The organism is Pseudodesulfovibrio sp. S3, from assembly GCF_004025585.1.
Classification (GTDB): domain Bacteria; phylum Desulfobacterota; class Desulfovibrionia; order Desulfovibrionales; family Desulfovibrionaceae; genus Pseudodesulfovibrio.
Genome location: NZ_QTZO01000001.1, coordinates 1 through 25059 on the forward strand (window position 1 = coordinate 1; position 25059 = coordinate 25059).

Genomic DNA, 25059 nt, shown 5'->3' on the forward strand with positions numbered 1-25059 from the left:
GGGGAGGCTTGTGCGGGAGGGGGTCGGGGACGAGAGCCGCTGTTGGATGCCGTTGGCATCCAAGGCGCTCCACTGGATGCGAAAGGCAATCCGCTTTTTCTTTTTCCGAACTCGCCACGCCGTTTTTGAAGCATCCTACAGCGATGGGCAATTGGAAGCGGGGCTTAGAGCCTGTTGTGCGCGGCGGAGCGTGGCCCGGAAAGCGTTCGTTCACGAACTTTCTTTCCCGGGCAGTGGAGCCGCGCTACAGGCTCTTGGTCACGATTCCAGGATCACAGCCCAAAAAAGGCGTTTTTGCCTACTTTTGTCGCCTTGAACAAAAGTAGGGCGCTGTAAGAGCGCAACACTTCATAATGATGACGAGCCTAGCTTCCACCGCGAATGCGCTACGTATCAAACAATCAACGACACCTCGTACAGAGAACGCGCTTATCACCACCGCGGATGCGCTCTAAATCAAACAATCCTCCAAAACCTATGCTGAAGCCTGCCGTCCCGAAAAACCGAAGAACCTAATCCAACAAAAAAACACCATCCCCATTGCCCCTTACAACGACCGACAATTGGAACCGAAGCTTAGAGCCTGTCTCGGGCGGCGAAGCGCAGCCCGATTGAGTTCACAGGGTGGACAATCGTTTCGGGCAGCAAAAGCCGCCTACAGGCTCTTGGCTTCGGGGCCAGGCTCACAGCCCAAAAAAGGCGTTTTTGCCTACTTTTGTCGCTTCGGACAAAAGTAGGGCGCTGTAAGAGCGCAACACTTCAAAAGGATGACGAGCCTAACTCCCGCCGCGAATGCGCTACGTCATCAATAAAGAGGCACAACCTATCGTTGGGAGGACGATTAAATGATCACCGCGAATGCGCAAGAAGAGACAAGAAAACCGCGTTTACCGCCTCATTCCGAGATATTTTTCCCAAAGGTTCTTGAATTCAATAGTTGTTTTGAATTTTCTGAGCTCGTTGGAAAACTGTGTCACGAATTTCGCATCCGTATGGTCACGGCTGAACACGATATAGAGCCCGTCTTTTTTAATGGTGACGCCGACCTGGGGCCGAAGGTCCGGGGCAGACAGCTTTTCGGCGAGAAACAGGCCGTTGGCGTACTCGGCCACGGTGGCGTCCAACCGGCCAAGGCTGAGCTTCTTGAAATTGCTGTCGTCGTTGTAGACCTCTTCGACATTGCAATAGGTTTTGATGAACTTCCAGAATTCCGGCGTATAACTGTAGCCGAGAACGACTCCGATGGTTTTGCCCTTCAGGTCTTCAAGGCTTTGGATCTGCGTATTGCCTTTTGTCCAGATAACCCACTGCGATTCGAAGAGCGGTTCGTCGGGATAGTACAGATAGTCCTCGCGGTCTGAAGTGAAATTGGCGGAAAAGAGTGCTTCGGCTTCACCAAACCGGACCATGTCCAAGGCCCGCTTCCAAGGCCGGGATTGAATTTCGACGCGGGTGATGCCCATCCTGTTGTATACGGCTTTTACCAATTCAGCCGACAGGCCGGTGACGGCATACTGCGTGTTCATCTGGTAGGGGGGCCAGATATCGCACACCAGCTTGACGGACCGCTCGGTCATTACCAGCGGTCGGGCAAGTGCGATGCCCGTGATCACTAAGGATGCGAACAGCATCATTGTTGTTTTGGATATCCGCATCAAACTTTCTCCTAGCTTCAATCCAAGGTAGCCCTTTGTTTGAGTTTTGCAAAGCAACGATGGGGAAAAAGGGTAAGTGTTGTCTTGTTTTCGCAAATTATAAGCCTTTATCAAATGAGAAAAGGGAATCGTCCCTTTCGGAAGGTTCCCTCTTCTGGTAACTGCTTCAAGGCGTTTATTTAAATAAATCCAGAAACTTTCCATACCCTCTACTCTTCAGCTCAGCCTTGGGAATGAACCGCATGGCTGCGGAGTTCATGCAGTACCGCAATCCGGTGGGCGGCGGTCCGTCATTGAAGACGTGTCCCAGGTGGGAGTCTGCATGTCTGCTCCGTATTTCGGTGCGGGTGGTGAAGAAGCTGCTGTCTTCCTTTTCCACGATGTTGTCCGGGACCAGTGGCCTGGTGAAGCTCGGCCAGCCGGTGCCTGACTTGTACTTGTCCTTGCTTGAGAAAAGCGGCTCTCCACTCACGATATCCACATAGATACCCTCGGCCTTGTTGTCCCAATACTCGTTCTTGAAGGCAGGTTCGGTGCCTTCGTGTTGGGTGACCTTGTATTGCAGGGGGGTGAGCGTCGCCTTGAGGGTGGCGTCGTCGGGCTTGACGAATTCGCTGTCAGCCATGGGCAGGGCCGCCCCCCTGGAGACAACGTTGGCCTCGTCGCCCCAATGTTCCTCCACGAACTTGTCGCGCCCTGAGAAGTAGCGGTAGGTCTTGTACCGCACCGGATTGTGCTTGTAGTAATCCTGATGATAGCCCTCGGCCTCATGGAAGGTGGTGTACTTGATGATGGGCGTGATTACGGGCAGGTTGAATCGGTTCGATTCATCCAGGGCCTTCTTGGACGACTCGGCGATTTCGCGTTGCGCTTCTGAGTGGTAGAAAATGGCGGAAGTATATTGGAATCCGCGGTCGCCAAAGGAACCGCCTTCGTCCGTGGGGTCGAAGTGCTTCCAATACTGGTCGAGAACCCGTGCATAACTTACCTTGGCAGGGTCGAAATACACCTGCACCGCCTCGCGATGGCCTGTGCTTCCGCTCGAAACCTGTTCGTAGGAGGGGTTCTCCTCTTCACCGCCCGCATATCCGGACACGACCCTGATCACGCCGGGCAGTTTTTCCATGTCGGATTCCACACACCAGAAACACCCTCCGGCAATGGTGGCGATTTCAACGTTACTATTGTCAGCCATGGCTTGATCCTCCGAGGATATATTCGCGGTAAACATGATACCCAGCGTCAATGCGAAGACGCCGGCTACGATCAAAAATGTTAACTTGCGGGACATACGCATCACCCCTGAAAATTGGTAGTAGTAATTATTTTTATCATAAAACAGTGTAGGCATGGAAAAGCGGCTGTCAATGGTGGATTGGGAAAGGTGTGGTTGCGAACATCCAAAAATGCGATTTTTCCAAAAAATGGTGGATTTTTGGTCCATTTTGTTGCAGAGGGCATTGCTTCACGACGGCGGCCCGTGCATACTGTCCAGAACAGGCCAGCTGGTCGCGACCAAATTTCGCATAGAATCATTCTTAAGGAGATAGCATGCCCAATCAGAACTTCACTCTTTTCAGCGGCGGCGCCCAGGGCGCAGAGAACCAGTTCGGCAAACTGGCCGAGTACTATGGGATGTCTGAGGTCAATTATACCTTCGATGGTCACAAGATAGAACGTACACGCGGCGTCCGTGTCCTGACCGATGAAGAACTGACCCAGAAGGATGTCAGCCTGACCTACGTTTCCAAGCTGCTGGGCCGCAAGTTCACCAATGCAGAGAAAATGCGCAAGGTGTTGCAGACCATCATGTGGCAGGTGGAATCCAGCCACCAGGTCTTTGTGATCGGCACCATCCAGGAAGACGGCACCGTCAAGGGCGGTACCGGCTGGGGCGCGGAATTTGCCAAGATCTGCAACAAGGAACTGTACGTTTTCGGCCAGGTCAAGAACGGCTGGTTCAAATGGGAGAAGGGCGAGTGGATCAGCGTGGCCGCTCCCGTCATTACCGACAAGCACTTCACCGGCACCGGCACCCGTTTTCTCGAAGACAACGGCAAGAAGGCCCTTGAAGACCTGTTTGCCCGTTCGTTCAAATAAGACGGCGAGCTCTCTAAAGAACAAAGGCGGTTGGGATATCCCAACCGCCTTTTTGTTATGCTTCCAGCGACTTTTTTGATCTCCGCTTTGATTGCGAAAACTTTTTCACGTCGATGTTGTATTTCTTCACCTTGTAGTTGACGATCCGGTACGAGACGCGCAGGTCGCGGGCGGATTGCAGCATGTTGCCGCCGGTCTTCTTCAGGGAGTCCACGAGCAATTCCTGCTCGAATTTTGCCACGGCCTCGCCAAAGGAGAGATTGGTGCCGGTGGCAGAACTCTCTGCGGACTGGAGGGTGGGCGGCAGGTGGTAGGTGCGGATGACCTGCTCCTCGCAGAGCAGGACCGCACGTTCCATGCAGTTCTTCAGCTCGCGCACGTTGCCGGGCCAGTGGTACATGACCAGCAGTTCGATGGCGGGCGTGGAGATGCGCTTGACTTCCTTGCCGTACTCTTCGGTGAAGTCGGCAAGGAAATGCTCCGCCAGCGGCAGAATATCTTCGCGCCGTTCTCTCACGGGCGGGATGAAGATGGGGAAGACGTTGATGCGGTAATAGAGGTCTTCGCGGAACAAACCCTTTTCCAGCAGCTCTTCAAGGGGCTGGTGGGTGGCGCAGATGAGACGCACGTCAACGGTGATGGTCTGTTCGGACCCGACCCGCTGGATTTCCTTTTCCTGAATGGCCCGCAATACCTTGGCCTGGGCATCCAGCGACAACTCGCCGATCTCATCAAGGAACAGGGTGCCCTGGTCCGCCACTTCGAACAGGCCGCGCTTGGTCTGGAAGGCCCCGGTGAATGCGCCCTTCTGATGGCCGAACAGCTCGGACTCGATGAGCTCCGAGGGCAGGGCCGCGCAGTTGAGCTTGATCAGGGGCTTGTCGGCGCGGGGGCTGGACTGGTGGATGGCTTCGGCCAGAAGCTCCTTGCCGGTGCCTGATTCGCCTCGCAGCAGCGCGGTGGCCCGGCTGGGCGCCACCTGGCTGGACTGGCGCAGCACCAGACGCATGGCCTTGGATGCCGCCACGAAATCCTTGGGTGGCGTGGTCTCGGTGCTGCTGCCCATGAGGCCTTGGGAAAGCAGGTGGTTCTGTGTGGCCATTTCCTCCTGCAGCTGGGCCACGTGCCCGGCGATGATGCCTGCGACCACTTCAAGGAACTGGCGGTGGGCTTCCATGTCGTCGGCCGGAATGAGCGGCACGTCGACGGAAAGTGCACCGATGACCTCGGCATCGTCGGAGCGCAGGTTTATGACCGGCACGCAGATGAAGCCGAGCTTCTTCAGTTCTTCCTGGCTGCGGCCAAAGGCCTTGTTCAGGAACTCGGGATCGTCGGACATGCGCGGGACGCTGATGGATTGGCCTGAGTCGAAAACGCGGCCGATGATGCCGCGCCCCGGGGAATAGGTGACGTCGTCCGCCTGGGCGGGGCTGTAGGTCAGCGAGAGCTTCAGGTTTTCGGTCTTGGGGTCCATGATGACCATGAACGCCCGAACGTATTCCATGTCCAGGGCCAGGGTTTTCAAGAGCGCGTTGAGGGATTCCTCAAGCGGAGTGTCCTTGATCAGGGTCTCTTGAATGGTCTTCAGCGTATGTAGATAGCTGAGATCGGAGTGGTCCTGTGTGTTGGTTGCCATTATGCTTTTCTCTAGGCGTTCAATGCGGCTACGCCCAGCTCCAGGGCTTTGAGGTTTACGGCTTGAAGCTTGGCCGGAAGGTTTGCCTTGATGGCGGCTTCCAGGGCTTCAGGGCCAAAGGGCAGGTCGCCGGCTGCGCATACTGCGCCGAGCATGGCCACGTTGCCGGATTGCACGGCACCGGCCTGAAGGCCGATGGACTGGTTGGCCATGTAGTAAGCCTTGTCCGTACAAGCGGAAACGGCTTTCTTGATGTCGTCTATGGTCGGGCAGGTCTGTTTGCCCATAGCCACCGAAAGGGGCGGCATGAACTCGATGGATGAGACCACCAGCCCGCCCTTTTTCAGGTAGGGCAGGGCTCGCATGGTTTCCATGGGTTCGAATCCGATCAGGATATCGGCCTCGCCGATGCCGAGTTTGGGGGATTTGCAGCCGATGAGCACGGTCGATTCGACCACGCCGCCGCGCTGGGCCATGCCGTGGATTTCGCCGGAAGTGACGGGCAGTCCCTGGCTGAGCACGGTCTGGGCAAGCAGGGTGGTGGCGGTCAGGGTGCCCTGGCCGCCCACACCGGTCATGAATATGCGTATTTTCTTGGTGTCGCTCATGATTAGCTGCCTCTCTTCTTGGCTTTGATATGTCCGCAAACCTGCAGGCAGAGCATGCAGCCGTTACACAGGATGGGGTTGACTGCGGCCTTGCCGCCTTCCTTGTACATGGCGGGGCAGGCCAAACGGTCCAGGCATTCGAAACGGCCGGTGCAGGATTCGGCGACATACGCCACCTGCGGAGCCACTGTCTTGTAGACGCGGCGGGTGAAGAGGGGACACGGTTCCTTGGCGATGAGCACGCGCACGCCGGACAATGCCTTGAGTTCCTCGAAGGCGGCCAGGGTCTTCTTCTGGTTGAACGGATTGACGGTGCGCACTTCGGTGACGCCCAGGCCGCGCACGGCGGACTCGATGTCCAGGGGATGGTCGTTGTCGCCGATCACGGTCTTGTCAACGCCGGGGTTCGGCTGGTGGCCGGTCATGGCCGTGGTCCGGTTGTCCAGGACCACGATCAGGATGTCGTGCGAGTTGAAGACCGCATTGGCCACGCCGGTCAGGCCGGAATGGAAGAAGGTGGAATCGCCGATGAAGGCGACCACGGTCTGGCCGGAAGCCCGGGCCACGCCGCCGCCTGCGGAGATGGAAGACCCCATGCAGATCAGGAAGTCCGCCGCCTGGAGCGGGGGCAGGATGCCGAGGGTGTAGCAGCCGATGTCGGAAGAATAGACGGCGTCGTCGCCAAAGACCTTCTTGGCGGCGAAGTAGGTGCCGCGATGGGGGCAGCCCGCGCACAGGTTCGGCGGACGCATGGGCAGTTCGGGCAGGGTACATTCGCAGGCCGGAACCGGGGCTTCGCCCATGGCCTCACGAATGATGTTCTCCACCATGGTTACGCTGAATTCGCCGTTGCGGGGCAGAACGTCCTTGCCGGATATCTTCAGGGAAAGGCCGTTCTTCTGGGCCAGAATGCGCAGATCGTTTTCGACCACGGGCTCAAGTTCTTCCACCACCAGCACCTCTTTCACGGACTTGAGGAAGTCCAGGCACTTGTTTTCGGGCAGGGGGTATGAGAAGCCGAGTTCAAGGACGCTTACCCTGTCGGACAATCCTGCGTTTTCCAGGGCATCGGCCACGTAGGCGCGGGAGATGCCGGAACAGACGATGCCGTATTCTCCGGACCCGGTGACAAAGTTGTATTGTGAGTTTTCGGCTTCTTCGCGCAGGGCTTCCATGCGTTCCATGAGGGCAAGGTGCATGGGCCGGGAGAATGCCGGGATGGGAACGAATTTGGACGGGTTGCGTTTGAACCCTTCGGCCTTGCCCGGATCGGGGGCGGGGCCGAATTTCACGGCGCCGCGCAGGTGGTTGACGCGAGTGGTGGTCCGCAGCAGGAGCGGCGAATTATGTTTCTTGGACAGGAGCAGCCCGTCGCGGGTCATGTCCTTGGCCTCCTGGGCCGAGGCGGGTTCCAGCACGGGCATGCCCGCGATGCGGGCGTAGATGCGGTTATCCTGCTCGTTCTGGCTGGAGTGGCAGCCGGGGTCGTCGGCGGACAGCAATACCAGACCGCCGGGCGCGCCGATGTAGCACAAGGTCAGGAGCGGATCGGCAGCCACGTTCACGCCTACGTGTTTCATGGTGCACAGGGTCAGGGCTCCGGCCAGGGTCGCGCCGCCTGCCACTTCCAGGGCGACTTTTTCGTTGACGGAATATTCGAAGTAGTATTTGCCTTCGGGCGAAATGCGATAGAACGTGTCGGGCACTTCGCTTGAAGGGGTTCCGGGATAGCAGGAAACCACCTGAACACCCGCCTCAATGGCGCCGCGAACGATGGCTTCGTTGCCGAGCAGCAGATGGGTGTCGCCGGGGGTGTCACCCAAGAGCGGATTTGCCATAATGCCTCTCCAGTGGCCATCCCGAGGGTAGTTCCAGGGCAGCCTTTTGTTTCATTATATTAATATTTCGATGTGACTATTCGGTTTCCAGTTGGGAAATTTTGTACTCGATGAAAGGTTTGTCGCTGATCGTGTTTTCGTTGAGCTTCTTGTAAGCGGACAGCGCTTCTTTCTTGTCTCCGGCAGCTTCGGCGGTCAGGGCCAATTGGCGGTAGACGGGCACGGTGTAGGCGGCCGAGGCGATGCCCACCAGTTCCTTCATTTCGGTCAGGGCGTCCGAAGCCTTGTCTCCGAGGAGCAGGGATTTGGCCTTGCCCATCCGGGCCACGAACTGCATCTCGCCTTCGGTGTTGCCTGCCATGGCTTCCCAGTAGGTCGCGGCTTTGGCGTAATCGCCCTGAGCCATGCACGCCTTGGCCACTTCCAGCGTCACAGCGGGTTTGACCGAGTCCGGCACCTCGGAAAGCAGTCCTTCGAGCCGGGCGATCTGGTCCGGTCCGGAGGTCTCGGTCAGGATGGCGCCGAGTTCGGCCTGGGCCGAAGCCATGGCCTTGGAGGTGTACGCGTTGAAACCTGCGTAAACGGCGGTCACGGCCAGAATGGCGCAGACACCGATGATGACCTGCTTGCGGTATTTGAATGCGGCCTCAAGGATGGGGTGCAGGGATTCCGGGGTGTGGGACTCGATGTCTGCGAGCACATCGGGTTGAGCGGTCTTGGTTTCAGCCATGGGTTTTTCATGCCTCCATGAAGGTGAATTTCGTGTGTGTTCGTCCGGGAAGCAAGGCCCGGCAACGCAGAGGGCTTGATAAGCAAAATTGTAAAAAAGGTCAAAGCCTATTTTGGAAAGAAGGCCGAAAATCGGGTAAAACTCCCCTTGTTTTCATGAGTATTCTTTATGATATTACAAAAAATGTAAAATGAATGGAATTCTGTTGTCCATAGTGTATGTCCGGTCATTCCCGGGGGAATTGACTTTATCCCCCGGCGGAGGTTAGCAAAAAGGACGTGCCGGGGATGGAATTTTATTCGGCCTCCAGTTGATGACAATATTGTAGGAGTGGGTATGGATATACGTACACAGATGGTGGAGATGGGCAAGCGCGCCAAGTCTGCGGCCCGTGGTTTGGCGACTGCGTCGGGCAAGGCCAAACAGGACGCCCTGCTGATTCTGGCCGACCTGCTGGAATCCGAGTCCGGAGTCATTGCCGAGGCCAACAGGCTGGACCTGGATGCCGCCGCCGAGCGCGGTTTGGACAAGGCCCGCGTACAGCGGCTGACCATCAGCGAAAAGGTGTTGGGCTCCATGATTCAGGGCTGCCGCGAGGTGGCGGCCATGGCCGATCCGGTGGGCGAAATCGAGTCCATGACCAAGCGTCCGAATGGGATGCTGGTGGGCCGTATGCGGGTACCGCTCGGTGTGGTGGCCATGATCTACGAATCCCGGCCCAACGCCACGGTGGATGCGGGCATCCTTTGTCTCAAGGCAGGCAACGCGGTCATCCTGCGCGGCGGGTCCGAGGCTTTTCATTCCAACAAGTGCCTTGCGGGGCTGATGCATCAGGCCCTGGAAAAGGCCGGACTGCCCAGGGATGCAGTCCAGGTGCCGCCGACCACGGATCGCGAGGCCGTGACCGAGATGCTCAAGCTGGAACAGTACATCGACGTGGTCATTCCGCGCGGCGGTGAAGGGCTTATCAGGGCCGTGACCAGCCAGGCCTCCATGCCCGTGCTCAAGCATTACAAGGGTGTGTGCCAGATTTTTGCGGACAGTTCCTGTGACATCACCAAGGCGGTGCCCGTCATCGAGAATGCCAAGATGCAGTACCCCAGCGGCTGCAACGCCCTGGAATGTCTGTTGGTGCACAAGGATGTGGCCGAGGTTCTGCTGCCCAAGGTGGCCCAGGCCATCGGCCCCAAGGGTGTAAAGTTCAAGGCGTGCGCCAAGTCCCTGCCCTTGTTGGGCGAATTTGCCGAACCTGCCGTGGACGGTGACTGGGGCTTCGAGTTCCTTGACCTGATTCTGGCCGTGAAAGTGGTGGAGGATATGGACGAGGCCCTGGACTACATTGCGGAGCACGGTTCCAATCATACGGAATCCATATTGTCCGAGGATTATGCCAACTGCATGCGTTTCATCCGCGAAGTGGACGCCTCCCTGGTGGTGGCCAACGCCTCCACACGGTTCAACGACGGGGGCCAGCTCGGTCTGGGCGCCGAGATCGGCATCTCCACCTCCAAGCTCCATGCCTATGGCCCCATGGGTATCAAGGAGTTGACGAGCGCCAAGTTCGTGCTTCTGGGCGAAGGGCAGATACGCGAATAACCAGCGTCACATTGAAGTGATCACGACAGGCCGTCCCTTGGGGCGGCCTTTTGCTTGGGGCGTGGAATTGGGGTAGGAAAGAGCAACAGTGAGAAGATCATGAGAAAAATATTATTGTTCACCCTTTGCCTGTTGTTGCTTGCGACCTCGGCATTTGCCCGGGACGGCAGGATATTCGGGGTGGTGACCGATGGTGACGGCCGTCCTGTGGCCGGGGCCAGGCTGGAGTGCGTCCGGGAGATATCTCAATACAGGGTGGTCACCTTCACCACCGCAGACGGGAATTTCGCTTTCAATGCCGTGCCGCCTGGGATCTATTTTGTGAGCGCAACCCTGAAGGGCGTGGTTCTGGGCGAGCAGCGGGTGGAGTTCATGCTGCCGACAGGCCGGAAAGCGGATTTCATCGTTGACGCCGATTTGGTGGATTCGGTGAGCCAGTGATATCTTGTGTCCTGGTGTAAACAGGGTTAACCTCAAGGATATCAAGGAGCTTGTCAGTGAAGATAGGTATTCTCGGCGGTAGTTTCAATCCGGTCCATACCGGGCATGTGCGCATGGCCATCGAGGTCCGCGAACAGCTTGAGTTGGACCGTGTGGACCTGGTTCCGGCCAGCGAGCCGCCGCACAAGGCACATGCGGCCATCCTTCCTTTTGAGTTGCGTCTGGACCTGGTCGGACGGGCCATAGAAGGCATCCCCGGTCTCGGGATCAATCCCCTTGAGGGCGATCGTCCCGGCCCGTCGTTCACCTGCGACACCCTGACCTGTTACCGTACGGAACAACCCCGGTCCGAAATACATTTCATTCTTGGTGCGTCCACCTTTCTGGAATTGCCCAAATGGCGGCGCGGCCTGGAAATACCGAAGTTGGCTTCCCTGGTCGTGGTCAACCGTTGGGAAGCTGCCGATGCCGTGGCCGGAACCGTGAAGGACCGATGGCCAGAGGCGGTTCGGGAGGATATGGGGCTGTGGCGTCTGGCCGGCGGCAACACCATCCGGCTCCTCGACATCCCACGTCTGGACATCAAGGGTGGTCATATCCGCCGCCGGTGGCTGGAACACAGGAATCTGAGCCTGCTGGTTCCGGCCGGAGTGGAATCCGTGCTTGAGGGGCGGGCGGCTGAGCTTGAAGAATATTGGGGGAAGCGCAGCTAGGAAGCGGCAACGGGATAGACTGTGTTCGGCGTGCAGAACCGGGCGGGCGCAGCATGGTTAGACTTCGCCTTGGCCCGGTTCCGTGATTCGATAGAGTCCATTCTGTCACTCCTTTTGGGAGGTCGTTGTCAGGCGTTGCTTATGGATCAATCCGTTGCTGGTGAACAAGATAAAGGATGCGATGGAAATCAGGATGACTGCGCCGCCCGTCAAGGTTGTAACCGGCGGTTGTTCTTTGAAAATAATAAATGCCCATATCGGGGCCAAGACTACGCTGATCAATGTGATGGTCGCCATCTCTGCAGCCGGGATATACCGGGATGACAGCGCATTCAAGACCCGTCCCAGAGGGGCGGACGCGAGTCCCATGCAGCCCATGATCAACCATGTATTCAAACTGAAACTGGATGGCGTGGAGGGGATGAACATGACCAGGGCTATGAAGAAACCGCCCAGCCCCACTACGGCAAAACGACTCATCTCCTTGTACCGCCTCCACAAGGTGCCGTTTAGGCCGAGGCAGATAACGGCAATGATCGCAAAACAGTCTCCGAGAAGGTCGCTCGTCCCTAAAGCTCCTTTTACGACGATATATATGCCGCATATTACCCCTGCTATTGCAATTGCTAATGCTTTTGAAGTCTTTTCCCGCAGGAAAAGCCAGGAAACCAACGCCGTGGTGATGGGGCGGGCGCTTAGTATGAAGACGGTATTGGCCACGGATGTATGTTTGATGCTGAGTACGAAACACGATGCGCTGCCGACAATGAGCAATGCTGATACAACGATAGGCCAGCCGTTGTCCGATAACGTGCGTATAACCCCTCTGCGGTTCGTGAATTGTATTACTGCCGCCATGGAAATGGCCAAAACAGGCCGAACAGGAAGACTGTGTTGACCCCTTCGGTTCCTGACAGGCGTACGAAAACCGAGTCGAAGCTGAGAAGAAGCCCGCCTGCAAGGGCTGCGATCCGTCCCTTTCCCCGTTCACTTTGAGGAATCATTGACTTTACTGATGCTATGTTCATGAGGTACTCCTTTTATTCATACTCGCCGGTATGAAAAATGAGCCCTTTTTATGCGCACGTCAAGAAAATCATACCAACCAGTATGACTTTATTTTTTTACCACCTGAGGTCCCATGAAAAAAAGCGATTTAAACAAGGAACGAAAACGGAGTGATATCCTGCGTGCGGCCCATGACGTCTTCCATTCGGACGGCTATCTTGGTGCGAGCATGGATAGAATTGCTGAACATGCAGGTGTTACGAAGCAAACTGTTTATAGGTATTTTAATTCAAAGGAAGTTTTGTTTCAGGCCTCGCTGGAGACCTGGCGGAGTGAACGGAGCAATTCTTTTCAGGAAGAACTAGAGCGGAGTGACCCATATGATGCGCTGATACATTTTGCGATCGGTTTTCTTGAGCTACATATGTCGGAAGTTCACTTGGCGGGAGTTCGTCTGCTGATCGCCGAAGGTCCGACTGCTCCAGAAATGACCCGGGCGTATTATGCCGTTGGACCACGTAAAACAGAAGAGTGTTTAGTGCGATTCTTTAAGACACATTTTCGGGCTGAAGACCCGGAATATGCCGTCAAGATGCTGTTAAGCACACTCTTGTCCATGCGTATGGGGGTGCTTGTCGGATTGCATCCCATCCCGACGCAGGAAGAGTTGATGCGTCATGCTGAACGAACGGTCGCAATATGTATAAAACAGTTTGTTGACTAATGTGCGGCAGTTTTGGCGTTGTCTGGCGGCCTTGTTGATTGTCTTGGCAGTTCGAGAACGGACCGGATGGTTTCCAAAACCGTGCTAGGCTCGGTGTCGACCATGCATTCGAAGCCCCGGGCGCAGCTCCTTGCCCCGTGCAGGGAGCAGGGGCGGCATTTCAGATTTTTTTCCAGAACGACATCCTGCGGTCCTGCCGGATAGAATCCCCAGGCCTTGGCCGTTGGTCCGAAGATGGCGATCACAGTGGTGTCCACTCCTCCGGCCAGGTGCATGGGGCCGGAATCTCCGGTCACGAGCACGTCGGCCCGGTCGAGCAGTGCGCAGGTGGTGCGCAGGTCGGTCCCGTTGGTCAGGTCGCGCTTGTCCCCGTCCTTGAGCGGGGCATCGTTCATCCCCATCACGAACCAGTTGTATCCCGCCGACTCCAGCAGATCGATCAAGGCCAGCCAGTGTGTTGACGGCCACTGTTTGGCCGGGTTGGTGGCATAGGGGTGCAGCCCGACGAGAGGGGGCGCGCCCTTGATGGGGGCGAGCAGGGCCGCAGCGGCTGCCCGTTCGCGGTCGGTCAGGAAGATGCGCGGCACAACGGACGTTGGCGGTGGCGGGGTCTGGTCCAGGGTCAGGGCGTAGCGCTGGGGGACATTGACCGCTTCCAGTTTGGTTTGAAGAAATTTATTGTGGCTGCGTTCGAACAGCCTTCGGGCCAGGCTGTATTTCGGATAACGGCGGACCGGTCCCTTCCAGCGCAGGGAGAGCAGGCGGGAACGCAGGGTTCCGTGCAGGTCGAGCAGGGTGTGCCCGGAAAACAGGCGGGCCAGCTCTCCCGACTTCCTGACCCATCCGCCGTCCCTGATGTCCGCATCGGACAGCCCGATGGCCTGGGTTACGGCAGGGTGGTTCTCGAGCAGGGGCAGGTTGTTGTCTCGGGTTACGAAAACAAAGGTGTCCCCGGACAAGTCATGCCAATGCTTCAGGACGCCTGTGGTCAGAGCCACGTCACCCATGTGGCCGAGACGGAAGACTACTGACGGGTGCTTTTTTTCGGTCGCATTCATGCCCGTTCAGTTCGCCTCAATCGTCTTGGAAGTCAAGCCTGTTGCGTGTTGCACCATACCATGGCATCTGCTACATTCCGTTAATCGACAAGCCGCGTTTATGCGGCCTGTTTTCAGGAAGTAAAAAAAATGCTTGAACTCATTATCGCCGTCAGTGTGGCCGTCTTTGTCTCCATGTTCTGTTCCGTGGCCGAGGCGGCCCTCTATTCCATGAGCTGGGCAGACATCCAGAAGCTCAAGGACAGTGGCCGCAAGTCTGCGGCCTTGCTCCACAAGCTTCGTTCAAGGATCGACGAACCCATCACGGCCATCCTGACGCTCAACACCTGTGCCCACACGGCCGGGGCAGCGGTGGCAGGCTGGGCCTGGGCAAACCTTTACGGGAAAGAGACCCTTTGGCTCTTTACAATCGGCTTTACAGTAATTATTCTCATTTTTACCGAGATCCTGCCCAAGACGCTCGGTGTGGTCTACTCCGATGCCATTGCTCCGCCCTTGGCCCGTCCGCTCAATGGGATGGTTTGGCTGTTCAGGCCCTTGATCGCCGTGATGGGGGTTCTGTCGCGGGCGGTGAGCAGAAAGGATGCAAAGCCGGATCATACGGAAGATGACATCAGGGCCATTGTCAGCCTGACGCGACGGTCCGGCGTGATCAAGCCCTACGAGGAAGAGTCCATCCGCAACATCCTGTCCCTGGATTGCAAGACGGTGGAGCGGATCATGACACCCCGGACAGTCGTTTTTTCTCTGCCGGTGGATATGACTGTGGCCGAAGCCCGGGAGAGCCATCCCGAATGGCCGCACAGCCGTATCCCGGTGTATGAAGAGGACCCGGAGGATATCGTGGGCGTGGTCTATCGGCGGCAGGTGCTTGAGGCCCTTGCCGATGACCGGGATGATCTCAAGTTGTCGGACATCATGCGGCCGGTCCGGTTCGTGTTGGAAACCATCACCCTGGACAAGCTCCTGGTGAAGTTCCTGGGCAGCCGGTTGCACCTGTGTGTGGTGCTGGATGAATACGGCGGTGTGGCCGGTGTGGTCACCCTGGAGGACGTGCTTGAGGAGATTCTGGGCAGTGAAATAGTTGACGAGACCGATCAGGTGGTGGATATGCGGGAACTCGCTCGCATGCAGCGGGATGAGTTGACCGCCAGCCTCGAGGGAGCCGCCGATGAGAAAAAGTTGTAAATGCGCTTTGGTGCAAGGATGATTAATGGCTAAAAAGTCCAATAAAATGGTGTATGCGGTCGCCCTGTTTCTGTTTTTGGGCGGCCTTGGCTATCTCATATTTTCCGGTTTGACTGAGGACTCCGTCTATTTTCTCAACGTGACCGAGGCCATGGCTCAGGACCGTACCCAGATCGGCCAGGCACGTTTGTTCGGCAAGGTTTCCCCGCACAATCTCGAGATTGTGGACGGCAAACTGGGTGCCGATTTCGACCTTCAGGACAAGATGGAAGCGGACAAATCCCTGCGGGTAAGATTCAAGGGCGCGTTGCCGGACACCTTCAAGGAGGACGTGGAAGTCATCGTGGAGGGAAAGTTCTCCCCGGACGGACAGGTCTTTGTCGCCAAGACCCTGGTGACCAAGTGTCCTTCCAAGTACGAAGAGAAGAGCAAGAACATGGACATGGGAAAGGCCGGTTAGTGAAATCTTTTTCACATGGTTGCATGCCAGCTTTTTTCTCTTTAACTTCATCATGATTAACCGCAAGGGGTTGCGAGGAAGGGGTGTTGTTTTGCACCCGGCTCTCGCGTGTCGATTTTGTTTTAAGGAGATTATATGCACCTGACCGGATATGTCGGTTTACTTTTTTCCCTCCTCGCATTTCTCTTTCTCGCAGGCTTTGCCGGTTTCGCGGCCTGGAGCAGGAGGTCTGATGCACTGAAGATCGTCGAGCGGGGCCAACTCGTGGCTGCGGGCGGCGTCATTTTTTCAACGATCCTGCTTCTGGCCGGACTGACTTCACGGGATTATTCATTCCGTTATGTCTATGACAACGTGGATAATGCACTTTCCTTCGTCTACACCCTGACCGCCCTGTGGGGCGGCCGAGAAGGTTCGCTTCTTTTTTGGGAATTGATCATAGCCGTGTCCGGCATGGTTTTCGTGGCCACGCCCGGGTACAAGTCGTTGAGCGACAACACCAAGCTCTATTTCTGGATGTTCTTCCTTGCCGTGCAGGGGTTTTTCATGCTCCTGCTCACGGGCTGGTCCAACCCATTTATCGAGATCATCCCGGCCCCGGTCAACGGGCGCGGGCTTAACCCGCTGCTCAGAAATCCCGGTATGATCTTCCATCCCCCGTTGCTTTTCCTCGGGTTCGGCCTGTATGCCATTCCCGCCTGTGCGGCTCTGGCCGCCTCCATTGCAGGCGAGAAGAAATCATGGATCACGGTGGTCCGTAACTGGAACATCCTCTCCTGGGTCTTTTTGACCGCCGGTATCGTTCTGGGGGGCTGGTGGTCCTATATGGAATTGGGTTGGGGCGGCTATTGGGCATGGGACCCGGTGGAAAACGCTTCGTTGATTCCGTGGTTTTCGGGTACCGCAGTACTGCATACCGCCATCATCGAATCGAGACGCAACGCCTTGCAGCGGAGCAACGTCTTCCTGATGTCCCTGACCTTTATCTTGTGTATTTTTTCGACCTATCTTACCCGGTCCGGCGTCATCCAGTCCCTGCATTCCTTCGGTGAATCGGGCGTGGCCCAACCCTTGTTCTGGTTCATGATTGTCGGGCTGCTCGTCACCCTGATGGTCGTTTTCCTGTCCGAGCGGCTGACCCAGCGCTCCCTGTCCGACTTCCTGAGTCGGCAGGGCATGCTTGTCATCGCGGCCTGGTTCCTGCTGGCCCTTGGTCTGGTCGTCACCCTGGGCACCATGTGGCCGGTCATCAGCCAGATCTGGACAGATTCGCCCATGGGGCTGGACGCCAATTTCTATAATCGCGTCTGCCTGCCGTTCATGTCGTTTCTGGTGCTCATCTTCTGCTATTGCCCCTGGCTGGGCTGGAAGGGCGGCATCCGCAACCGCAAAGGCTTCACCGCTGTCAGTGTCGTGCTGGTGTCAAGCTTTGCGGGATTCTATTTTGCCGGCATGACCAACGTCCTGGCCGCCCTGACCGCCGCTGCCAGCGTGGCCGCCATTTCGGGCATCGTGCTTCTCTTTGTCCTGTATCCGCACATGCGCAATAAGCGTCAGTCCTGGGGGGCCTACGGCGTCCATCTCGGTCTGGTGCTGCTGGCCCTTGGCATCGCCTTTTCCGGTCCCTACAAGGCCGAGCAGGAAGTGGTCCTGGCCAAGGGCGAATTCACTGTCATCGGTGATTTCACTTTGACTTTTGCCAGTCTTGACGAGGATCGCAATGTCGACGACATCCTGGCTCGGGCCACGGCCACACTGGAAGTGGTCGAGTCCGGCAAGAGTGTCGGAACCGTGCGGCCTGACAAGCGCATCTACAAGAACTTTCCCAACCAGCAGTTTGCCGAAGTGGCCACCATCCCGAGCCTGGGCGATGAACTTTACGTCACCTTGCTCGGCCTGACCGAAGACGGCAAGGCCAGCTTCAAGATCAGTGTCAATCCGCTGGTCAACTGGATATGGATCGGCGGTTCCCTGATGTGCCTGATCGCTTTCCTGCTGCTCAGACGCGTGCCCCGCCCGGGAGAGGTCGGCTAGATGGACGGCACGGGCAAGACGCTGCTTTCCGTGAGACGAGCGGCCAAGTTTTTTGGCAACAAACTCGTTTTCAAGGAGGTCTCCTGCGAGATTCTTCCGGGGCAGATCCTGCTGGTGGCCGGTCCAAACGGCGCGGGCAAATCCACGCTCATGCGTATCATGGCGGGCCTGAGCAGGCCTTCGGCAGGAGAGGTGGCATTGCACCTCGATCCTGCGGACGTCGCCTATCTCGGCCACGCCACCTTTATTTATCCGGGCCTGTCCGCTCTGGAAAACCTGAAATTCTGGGCGTCCATGTACGGCCTGTCCCCGTCCCGTGAAGAATTCATGGCCCTGTTGAAGAGGGTGGGGCTGGAACGGGCGGCAGAGGAAAAGGCCGGGTCGTTCTCGCGTGGTATGGCCCAACGTCTCAATCTGGCCCGCATCTATCAGGCGGAACCGAAACTCCTATTCCTCGACGAACCCGGCACCGGTCTGGACCCACGGTCCCTGGCCCGGCTCCGCGGGGAAATCACCGGGTTTCGCGACAAGGGCATCAGCGTTGTCTGGATAAGCCATCATGTGGTCGAGGACACTGCCCTGGCCGACACGGTCCTGGCTCTGGGCGGCAAGAAGGTGGAGTATTTCGGCCCGGCGGCGGACTTTGTCCCGGAGGCTGTATGTTGAGGCGCTCCCTGGTCATGGCCCGAAAGGATCTGAAGCTCTCCATGTCCGGTGGACAGGGATTGGTGCAGGCCCTGCTGCTCGGATTGCTCCTCATTTTTCTGTTTTCCCTGTCCAAGCCGTTGGGCGGCGAAATATCGCCCCAAGCCGCCGGCGCCATCTTCTGGCTGGCATCCTCCTTTGGTCTGGTTTTGGTCTTCAACGACCTCTTTGCCATTGAGGAGGCCAACGGTGCGCGTATCGGGATTCTGTCATCCCCTGCACCGGTACATGCGGTCTGGCTTGGTAAAGGCGCAGCGGGGCTGGTCCTGCTGGTCATCTCGCAACTGGTGTTTCTTCCGGCCACGGCCGCCTTTCTCGGCCAGTCGGTTCACGGCCCCTGGTGGCTGCTGTGGGTGACGCTCTTGGGTGCGGATGTCGGGCTGGTGGTCATCGGCGCGCTGCTCGGGGCATTGTCCCAAGGACAGGCCGCGCGCGAATCGCTTTTGTCGGTCATCGTATTCCCGCTGCTCCTGCCCGTATTGTTGTCGGGCATCACCTTGTTCGGGCTCTGTTTTTCACCGGAGCACACCATGGGCTACGACAAGTGGCTGGGTCTGATTTTTGCCTTTGATTGCCTGTTCGGCGGGGCAGGGCTCTTCCTGTTCCCGTTTGTCTATAGTGGGGAAGAGTAGTTATGAAAGTGAAGATTTTGGCAGCCATGGCAGGCATAACCCTGCTCGTGCACCAGTATATGATCTGGTTCTACGCGCCCATTGCCCAGTCCGGCCCGGTGCAAAAGATATTTTACCTGCACCTTCCGTGTTCCTGGTGGGCGCTGGTGTCCTTTTTCGTGGTCTTCGTGGCTTCCCTCCTTTTTTTGTTCAGCCGCAAGGATGTCTATGACCGTGTGGCCGGGGCCGTTGCCGAACTGGGCGTGCTGTTCGCCAGCCTGGCGCTGGTGACCGGCTCCGTCTGGGCTCGGGCCGAGTGGGGGCATTGGTGGCTGTGGGATCCGAAGCTGACCACCGCCCTGATCATGTGGTATGTGTACGCCGGTTACCTGGTCCTCAGGAATACCCCCATGGGCCGGGACCGCAAGGCTCTTGTCTGTGCTGTGCTCGGCATCGTGGCCTTCCTGGATGTGCCCTTGGTGTTCTTTGCGGCCAAGCTCTGGGGCAGTGCTCATCCCGACGGACTTGCCCGGCAGGGGTCGGGCATGGAACTGCGTATGTGGTATACGGTCTTTGCCGGTTTGGCCGCCTTCGGGTTCGTGTGGGGAGCCATGGCGCTCACCCGTATCAGGCAGCTTGCCTTGCAGTCTCGGCTGGAAGCCATGCTCGTTTGGGACGACGCGGAGTAACGCCGGTCTCGAAGTGCTTTTATTCATTGAAATACAAGGATATTCAGTATGTCAGCAACCTCGTATATATTTATTGCCAATGTAGCCGTATGGCTCGGTGTGGCCGGGTACCTCGTGTTTTTGGCCTCCAAGTCCACAGGGCTGGAGAAACGTGTCCGGCAGTTGGAACTACTGGGAGAAGATCATGACGGATAGCAGAACCGCATTTGGGCGTAAGGCCGTCATTATTACCGTGGTCGTGGCTATCGGCGTCATGTTCGTGACCAGCTTCGTCTACCGCATGAATAATCCGAACCTGTTCGTGAAGGCGCAGCAGCGCCAGGGCATGGGAAATGCCGGAGATGATCATGGTGATGGCAGCGCCAATCAGGGAATGAACGGTGCCATGTCCAGGGTCAAGGAGTTCATGGACCGGGTCGACAAGAATCCGGGTGACGTGGAGGCGCTTGTCGGGCTGGGCAATTCGTTCCTGATGATGCGTGCCTGGGACCGTGCGTTGGCTCCCCTGGAAAAGGCCCTGGAACTCCGGCCGGACGACACGACCATACTCAAGGCCATCGGCATTGCCCATTTCAACAAGGAAGAGTTCATCAAGGCGAGCGAGGCCTATGAAACCATTTTGAAAATCGACCCTCAGGATACCCTCGCACTTTTCAATTTGGGGGTTATTTACAAACATTATTTCAAAAAACCCGAGGTTGCCGGAACGTACTTCGAGAAGGTCCTGGCCCTGGAAAAAGAAGATGCGGATATGATAAAGCTGGCACGCGAGGAGCTTGGAAAATGATAAAATCCGTAAAACCGGATAATTAGCCCCCCTGTGCTCAGGTCGGATATTATTGACAAGAGTTTGAAAATAACTACAATATCACATTCCATAGCAGAATCCGTTGGAAACGGAGTGTTGTGTGAACATCTGCTTGTCGTGCATATTCATATGGGAATGAACCTTTATACATTTTTAGGAGAGGAAGCATGAGAGTCAAACTGAGTCTGATCGCTCTGTGTCTCGTCATGGTGGCCATGCTGGCTGCGTGTGGCGGGGAAGAAGAGAAAGCCGAGAAAGCCGACCAGAAAGCCGATGTTGAAACCGGCGAGATCGCAGCTCCGGCGACCCCGCTGGTCCTCGGTGTCGCTGGCGCCCATTCAGGCGACCTGGCCTCCTACGGCCTGCCCAGTGTCAATGCCGCCAAGCTTGTGGTCAAGAAGATAAACGCTGCTGGCGGTATCAACGGTGCCATGGTTGAGGTCGTTGCCCAGGACGACCAGTGCAAGCCCGAACTGGCCACAAACGCCGCTACCAAGATGCTTTCCGACGGTGTGAAGATCGTTCTCGGTCATATCTGCTCCGGCGCCACCAAGGCCGCGCTGCCCATCTATCTGGACGGCAAGATCGTTCTCATGTCCCCTTCCGCCACCAACCCGCCGTTGACCCAGTCCGGCGAGTACCCGAATTTCTTCCGCACCATCGCTCCTGATGATGCCCAAGCCGCCCTCGAAGTCGCCTTCGTCAAGAGCCTCGGTCTCAAGAAGATCGCCGTCATTCACGACAAGGGTGACTACGGCAAGGGGTTTGCCTCTTTCTGCCAGCAGTTCATCGAAGCCGAAGAGGGCGTCGAAGTTGTCCTGTTCGAAGGCGTGACTCCCGGCGCCGTGGATTATTCCGCTGTCGTTCAGAAGATCAAGAGCGCCGAGGCTGACGCCGTCATCTTCGGTGGGTACCATCCCGAAGCTTCCAAGATCGTCACCGGCCTGCGCAAGAAGGATATCAACATTCCCTTCCTGTCCGATGACGGCGTGAAGGACGACACCTTCATCAAGGTCGCCGGCAAGTACGCCGATGGCGTCTATGCTACCGGTCCCATGGACTTCTCTTCCAATCCCATCTATCAGGAAGCCGTTGCCGCCCACAAGGCCGAGTTCGGCTCTGACCCCGGCCCGTTCTTCCCCGAAGCCTACTCCGCTGCCCTGGCTCTGCTCAAGGCTGTCGAGTACGCCGGCAGCACCGACTACGACAAGGTCATCGACGCCCTGCATACCCAGTACGTTGACACCGCTGTCGGCAAGATCAGGTTCGACGCCAAGGGCGATGCCGAGGGTGTTGGTTTTGCTATCTACCAAGTGAAAGACGGCAAGTACATGGAAGTTAAGTAGTTATTGAGTTCTAGCTGCATTTGACCAGGGGACGGGCAGGAGCCTGTCCCCTGGATTTATTTAATGAACAGGAATATAAGTAATGGAATATTTCCTTGAGCTGTTTATGGGTGGCCTTACCCGCGGCAGTATCTACGCCCTGATTGCTTTGGGCTACACCATGGTCTATGGCATAATCGAGCTCATCAACTTTGCCCACGGCGAGATTTACATGATCGGTGCCTTTACCGGACTTATCGTTGCCGGTCTGCTGACCATGTATGGGTTCCCGGGCGTTTCCATTCTGGCTATCGCCATAGTCTGTGCCGTGATCTGGTCTGCGGCCTACGGCTACACCATTGAAAAGGTGGCCTACAAGCCCTTGCGCGGAGCGCCCCGGTTGTCGCCGCTCATTTCGGCCATCGGCATGTCGATCTTCTTGCAGAATTACGTCATGCTCGCCCAGACCTCGGATTTTCTTCCCTTCCCGGAACTCATCCCGGAATTCGCCTTCATGGATAAAATGGGGTCCATAATCAGTTCCGCCGAGCTGGTCATTATTCTTGCCACAACCGCATCCTGCGTCGGCCTGACCCTGTTCATCAAGTTCACCAAGCTGGGCAAGGCCATGCGCGCCACTGCACAGAACCGCAAGATGGCCATGCTGGTCGGCATCAACGTGGACATGGTCATTTCCGCGACCTTTGTCATCGGTTCCAGCCTGGCGGCCGTGGGCGGTGTTCTCATCGCCTCGCACATCGGGCAGATCAACTATTATATCGGCTTCATCGCAGGCATCAAGGCCTTTACCGCAGCGGTGCTCGGCGGCATCGGCTCCATTCCCGGCGCCATGCTCGGTGCCCTGGTCCTCGGGCTGACCGAGGCGTTCGCAACGGGGTACGTTTCCTCCGACTACGAGGATGTCTTCGCTTTCTTGTTGCTCGTTCTGATCCTGATCTTCAGGCCGTCGGGCATCATGGGCAGGGAAAAGACGCAGAAGGTGTAGTTCAAGATTATCGCGGCCCAGCGCCGTTTATCGTGCAAGGAATATAACGTGAACAATTCAAGCAATACCCTGAACCAGGGCTTTCTGAAGTTCTTCTTCACAGCCGGATGCGACAGTTTCGCCCATGCCATGAAGAAGTCCCTGCTGGCCGCTTTGTGGTTCGTCTTCCTGACATTCCCGATCATGGTCATCCGGGTCAACACCATTGAGAAAACCGTTGTGTGGCATTGGGAACGGATCGGATACATAGCGGTTTCCATTTTCTTCGGATCGTTTGTCTGGCGTTGGCTTTTGGCCCGCAAGGAACTGAAAAAGGACGAGTCCAGAAATGAAACCGGGTTGGAGGTTCTGCTGACCAAAGTGCAGTCCAACGCCGGTCTCAAGTACGCCGCCCTCGGCCTGATCGGCCTGATCGCGGTTCTGTTCCCCCAGGTGGTCGATCTGTATCAGACCAACATCATGATTTCCTGTCTGGTCTACATCGTGCTCGGACTCGGTTTGAACATAGTGGTGGGGCTGGCCGGACTGCTTGACCTTGGCTACGTCGCCTTTTACGCCATCGGGGCCTACGCCTACGCATTGTGCAACATGCATTGGGACATCGGGTTCTGGTATATGTTGCCCGTGGGCGCAATCCTCGGTGCCATTCTCGGCATTCTTCTCGGTTTTCCGGTCCTGCGCCTTCGCGGGGACTATCTGGCCATCGTCACCTTGGGCTTCGGTGAGATCATCCGACTGATACTCGAAAACTGGGGCGATGTGACCATGGGGCCTTCCGGAATTTCCTCCATCGCCCGGCCCGGCCTGTTCGGCGTCAAGCTCGGTGTCATCGCCTCCACCGAATACATGTACTACATCATGATCGGCCTGCTGATCTTCACCATCTTCAGCGTCAACCGGTTGCAGAATTCGCGTATAGGGCGGGCATGGCTTGCCCTGCGCGAGGACGAGATAGCCTGTCAGGCCATGGGCATCGACAAGGTCAAGACCAAGCTCATGGCCTTTGCCCTGGGCGCCACCTGGGCAGGTATGGCCGGCGTGGTCTTTGCGGCCAAGACGACCTTCATCAATCCGGCCTCGTTTACCTTCTGGGAATCGGCCATCATCCTGTCCATCGTGGTCATCGGCGGCATGGGGTCCATTCGCGGGGTCATCGCGGGTGCCATCATTTTGGTGCTGCTGCCTGAATATCTGCGTGATTTCGCCGAGTTCAGGATGCTGCTGTTCGGGGCCATCATGGTCTTGGTCATGGTTTTCAGGCCCCAGGGACTGATCAGCGCCAAGCGCAAGATCTACGCATACACAGCTACCAACACTGCGAGCGCAGGCAATGAATAATCCAGTTTTGAACGTCAATGCCGTGAGCAAGGACTTCGGGGGCATCCGCGCCCTGGACGAAGTCGATCTCGTGGTAAACGACAAGGAAATCGTGGCCCTGATCGGGCCCAACGGAGCAGGCAAAACCACTTTCTTCAATTGTATTACCGGTATTTATACACCCACGGCCGGTGATGTGCTCATTGACCCCAAGGCCGCTGGTACGGCACTGCGCATCAACGGCAAAAAACCGAACGTCGTGACCGAGTTGGGCATGGCCCGCACATTCCAGAACATCCGGCTTTTTCCTTCCATGACCGCCCTTGAGAACGTCATGATCGGCACCCACTGCCGAACCAAATCGTCCATATGGGGAGCCATTTCCCGCAACAAGGCCACCCGTGAGGAAGAACGGGCTGTCACCCAGCGGGCCTATGAGTTGCTGAAACTGGTGGGGCTTGAGGAGTTCATCAATGAGCTGGCCACCAATATGCCCTACGGCAAGCAGCGCAGGCTCGAAATAGCCCGCGCCCTGGCCACGGACCCGTTTCTCCTGCTTCTGGACGAACCTGCCGCGGGCATGAACCCCCAGGAGACCCTGGAACTTGAGCAGCTTATCGTGGATATCCGCGAACAGTTCAATATTTCCATCATGCTCATCGAACACGATATGAAGATGGTCATGTCCATGTCCGACCGCATCTACGTCCTCGACTACGGGCGCATGATCGCCAACGGAACCCCGGAGGAAATAGCCGCCAACCCTGATGTCATCAAGGCGTACCTCGGGGAGGAACACAATGACTAGA

At 57.1% G+C, this 25059-nt stretch carries 26 protein-coding genes; 17 read left to right on the forward strand and 9 right to left on the reverse strand.

Annotation, left to right across the window (positions count from 1 at the left end; all coding sequences use genetic code 11):
• Window positions 1–887 precede the first annotated feature (887 nt).
• Both DWB63_RS00005 and msrB read right to left on the reverse strand, forming a co-directional pair.
• The gene (locus DWB63_RS00005) at window positions 888–1655 is read right to left on the reverse strand and encodes a transporter substrate-binding domain-containing protein (protein ID WP_164879729.1); all 768 of its coding nucleotides are present in this window, start codon (window positions 1653–1655) and stop codon (window positions 888–890) included.
• Window positions 1656–1830: 175 nt separating this feature from the next.
• The gene (gene msrB, locus DWB63_RS00010; RefSeq protein ID WP_241648501.1) at window positions 1831–2850 is read right to left on the reverse strand and encodes a peptide-methionine (R)-S-oxide reductase MsrB; all 1020 of its coding nucleotides are present in this window, start codon (window positions 2848–2850) and stop codon (window positions 1831–1833) included.
• 356 nt (window positions 2851–3206) lie between these two features.
• Between msrB and DWB63_RS00015 the strand changes: the two genes are divergently transcribed.
• The gene (locus DWB63_RS00015) at window positions 3207–3755 is read left to right on the forward strand and encodes a hypothetical protein (protein ID WP_128326754.1); all 549 of its coding nucleotides are present in this window, start codon (window positions 3207–3209) and stop codon (window positions 3753–3755) included.
• 55 nt (window positions 3756–3810) lie between these two features.
• Here the strand turns inward: DWB63_RS00015 and DWB63_RS00020 are convergent, their stop codons facing one another.
• The 4 genes from DWB63_RS00020 to DWB63_RS00035 all read right to left on the reverse strand — a co-directional run bounded on the left by DWB63_RS00020 (window position 3811) and on the right by DWB63_RS00035 (window position 8567).
• Complete coding sequence (locus DWB63_RS00020; protein ID WP_128326755.1) at window positions 3811–5391, reverse strand: sigma 54-interacting transcriptional regulator; 1581 nt, start codon at window positions 5389–5391, stop codon at window positions 3811–3813.
• Window positions 5392–5402: 11 nt separating this feature from the next.
• Window positions 5403–5999, reverse strand: a complete 597-nt coding sequence (locus DWB63_RS00025) for an indolepyruvate oxidoreductase subunit beta (RefSeq protein WP_128326756.1) — start codon at window positions 5997–5999, stop codon at window positions 5403–5405.
• Between the two features lie 2 nt (window positions 6000–6001).
• A complete protein-coding gene (gene iorA / locus DWB63_RS00030; RefSeq protein ID WP_128326757.1) occupies window positions 6002–7837 on the reverse strand; it encodes an indolepyruvate ferredoxin oxidoreductase subunit alpha in 1836 nt (611 codons plus the stop codon).
• Between the two features lie 76 nt (window positions 7838–7913).
• Window positions 7914–8567: a tetratricopeptide repeat protein gene (locus DWB63_RS00035; RefSeq protein ID WP_128326758.1), complete on the reverse strand. Its 654-nt coding sequence runs from the start codon at window positions 8565–8567 to the stop codon at window positions 7914–7916.
• A gap of 321 nt (window positions 8568–8888) precedes the next feature.
• Between DWB63_RS00035 and DWB63_RS00040 the strand changes: the two genes are divergently transcribed.
• The 3 genes from DWB63_RS00040 to nadD all read left to right on the forward strand — a co-directional run bounded on the left by DWB63_RS00040 (window position 8889) and on the right by nadD (window position 11317).
• Entirely contained in the window at window positions 8889–10163 is a 1275-nt protein-coding gene (locus tag DWB63_RS00040) for a glutamate-5-semialdehyde dehydrogenase (protein WP_277749735.1), read from the forward strand.
• Between the two features lie 99 nt (window positions 10164–10262).
• Window positions 10263–10604, forward strand: coding sequence for a carboxypeptidase-like regulatory domain-containing protein (locus tag DWB63_RS00045; protein ID WP_128326760.1), 342 nt, complete (start codon window positions 10263–10265; stop codon window positions 10602–10604).
• 56 nt (window positions 10605–10660) lie between these two features.
• Window positions 10661–11317, forward strand: a complete 657-nt coding sequence (gene nadD, locus DWB63_RS00050) for a nicotinate (nicotinamide) nucleotide adenylyltransferase (protein ID WP_128326761.1) — start codon at window positions 10661–10663, stop codon at window positions 11315–11317.
• A 105-nt stretch (window positions 11318–11422) separates the two neighbouring features.
• Here nadD and DWB63_RS00055 read toward each other — a convergent pair whose 3' ends face one another.
• Both DWB63_RS00055 and DWB63_RS17410 read right to left on the reverse strand, forming a co-directional pair.
• Entirely contained in the window at window positions 11423–12175 is a 753-nt protein-coding gene (locus DWB63_RS00055) for a DMT family transporter (protein WP_206613103.1), read from the reverse strand.
• Window positions 12163–12345, reverse strand: a complete 183-nt coding sequence (locus DWB63_RS17410) for a hypothetical protein (protein WP_206613104.1) — start codon at window positions 12343–12345, stop codon at window positions 12163–12165. Before DWB63_RS17410 ends, DWB63_RS00055 begins: the two co-directional genes overlap by 13 nt.
• Before the next feature lie 113 nt (window positions 12346–12458).
• On the opposite strand from DWB63_RS17410, the gene DWB63_RS00060 reads away from it, so the two are divergent.
• Complete coding sequence (locus tag DWB63_RS00060; protein WP_128326762.1) at window positions 12459–13049, forward strand: TetR/AcrR family transcriptional regulator; 591 nt, start codon at window positions 12459–12461, stop codon at window positions 13047–13049.
• On the opposite strand, the gene DWB63_RS00065 is transcribed toward DWB63_RS00060, so the two are convergent.
• Entirely contained in the window at window positions 13046–14107 is a 1062-nt protein-coding gene (locus tag DWB63_RS00065) for a glycosyltransferase family 9 protein (RefSeq protein WP_128326763.1), read from the reverse strand. The two genes, DWB63_RS00060 and DWB63_RS00065, sit on opposite strands and share 4 nt — an antisense overlap.
• Before the next feature lie 129 nt (window positions 14108–14236).
• Between DWB63_RS00065 and DWB63_RS00070 the strand changes: the two genes are divergently transcribed.
• From DWB63_RS00070 to DWB63_RS00125, 12 genes are all read left to right on the forward strand, one after another.
• Window positions 14237–15295: a hemolysin family protein gene (locus DWB63_RS00070; RefSeq protein ID WP_128326764.1), complete on the forward strand. Its 1059-nt coding sequence runs from the start codon at window positions 14237–14239 to the stop codon at window positions 15293–15295.
• Window positions 15296–15320: 25 nt separating this feature from the next.
• The gene (locus DWB63_RS00075) at window positions 15321–15755 is read left to right on the forward strand and encodes a cytochrome c maturation protein CcmE (RefSeq protein WP_128326765.1); all 435 of its coding nucleotides are present in this window, start codon (window positions 15321–15323) and stop codon (window positions 15753–15755) included.
• Between the two features lie 135 nt (window positions 15756–15890).
• Complete coding sequence (locus DWB63_RS00080) at window positions 15891–17789, forward strand: cytochrome c-type biogenesis CcmF C-terminal domain-containing protein (protein ID WP_128326766.1); 1899 nt, start codon at window positions 15891–15893, stop codon at window positions 17787–17789.
• Window positions 17790–18455, forward strand: a complete 666-nt coding sequence (locus DWB63_RS00085) for an ABC transporter ATP-binding protein (protein WP_128326767.1) — start codon at window positions 17790–17792, stop codon at window positions 18453–18455.
• Window positions 18449–19126 carry a heme exporter protein CcmB gene (locus tag DWB63_RS00090; RefSeq protein WP_128326768.1) on the forward strand — a complete coding sequence of 226 codons (678 nt, stop codon included), beginning with the start codon at window positions 18449–18451 and terminating at the stop codon, window positions 19124–19126. Before DWB63_RS00085 ends, DWB63_RS00090 begins: the two co-directional genes overlap by 7 nt.
• 2 nt (window positions 19127–19128) lie before the next feature.
• Complete coding sequence (ccsA, locus tag DWB63_RS00095) at window positions 19129–19794, forward strand: cytochrome c biogenesis protein CcsA (protein ID WP_128326769.1); 666 nt, start codon at window positions 19129–19131, stop codon at window positions 19792–19794.
• Window positions 19795–19842: 48 nt separating this feature from the next.
• Window positions 19843–19989: a CcmD family protein gene (locus tag DWB63_RS00100; RefSeq protein WP_128326770.1), complete on the forward strand. Its 147-nt coding sequence runs from the start codon at window positions 19843–19845 to the stop codon at window positions 19987–19989.
• Window positions 19979–20581 carry a tetratricopeptide repeat protein gene (locus DWB63_RS00105; protein WP_128326771.1) on the forward strand — a complete coding sequence of 201 codons (603 nt, stop codon included), beginning with the start codon at window positions 19979–19981 and terminating at the stop codon, window positions 20579–20581. The genes DWB63_RS00100 and DWB63_RS00105 overlap by 11 nt, the downstream gene beginning before the upstream one ends.
• A gap of 188 nt (window positions 20582–20769) precedes the next feature.
• Window positions 20770–21948 (forward strand): branched-chain amino acid ABC transporter substrate-binding protein, encoded by a 1179-nt coding sequence (locus DWB63_RS00110; RefSeq protein WP_128326772.1) that lies wholly within the window; start codon window positions 20770–20772, stop codon window positions 21946–21948.
• Between the two features lie 82 nt (window positions 21949–22030).
• Window positions 22031–22933, forward strand: coding sequence for a branched-chain amino acid ABC transporter permease LivH (locus DWB63_RS00115; protein ID WP_128326773.1), 903 nt, complete (start codon window positions 22031–22033; stop codon window positions 22931–22933).
• Window positions 22934–22981: 48 nt separating this feature from the next.
• A complete protein-coding gene (locus DWB63_RS00120; protein ID WP_241648502.1) occupies window positions 22982–24271 on the forward strand; it encodes a branched-chain amino acid ABC transporter permease in 1290 nt (429 codons plus the stop codon).
• Window positions 24264–25058 carry an ABC transporter ATP-binding protein gene (locus DWB63_RS00125; protein WP_128326774.1) on the forward strand — a complete coding sequence of 265 codons (795 nt, stop codon included), beginning with the start codon at window positions 24264–24266 and terminating at the stop codon, window positions 25056–25058. Before DWB63_RS00120 ends, DWB63_RS00125 begins: the two co-directional genes overlap by 8 nt.
• Window position 25059 lies beyond the last annotated feature (1 nt).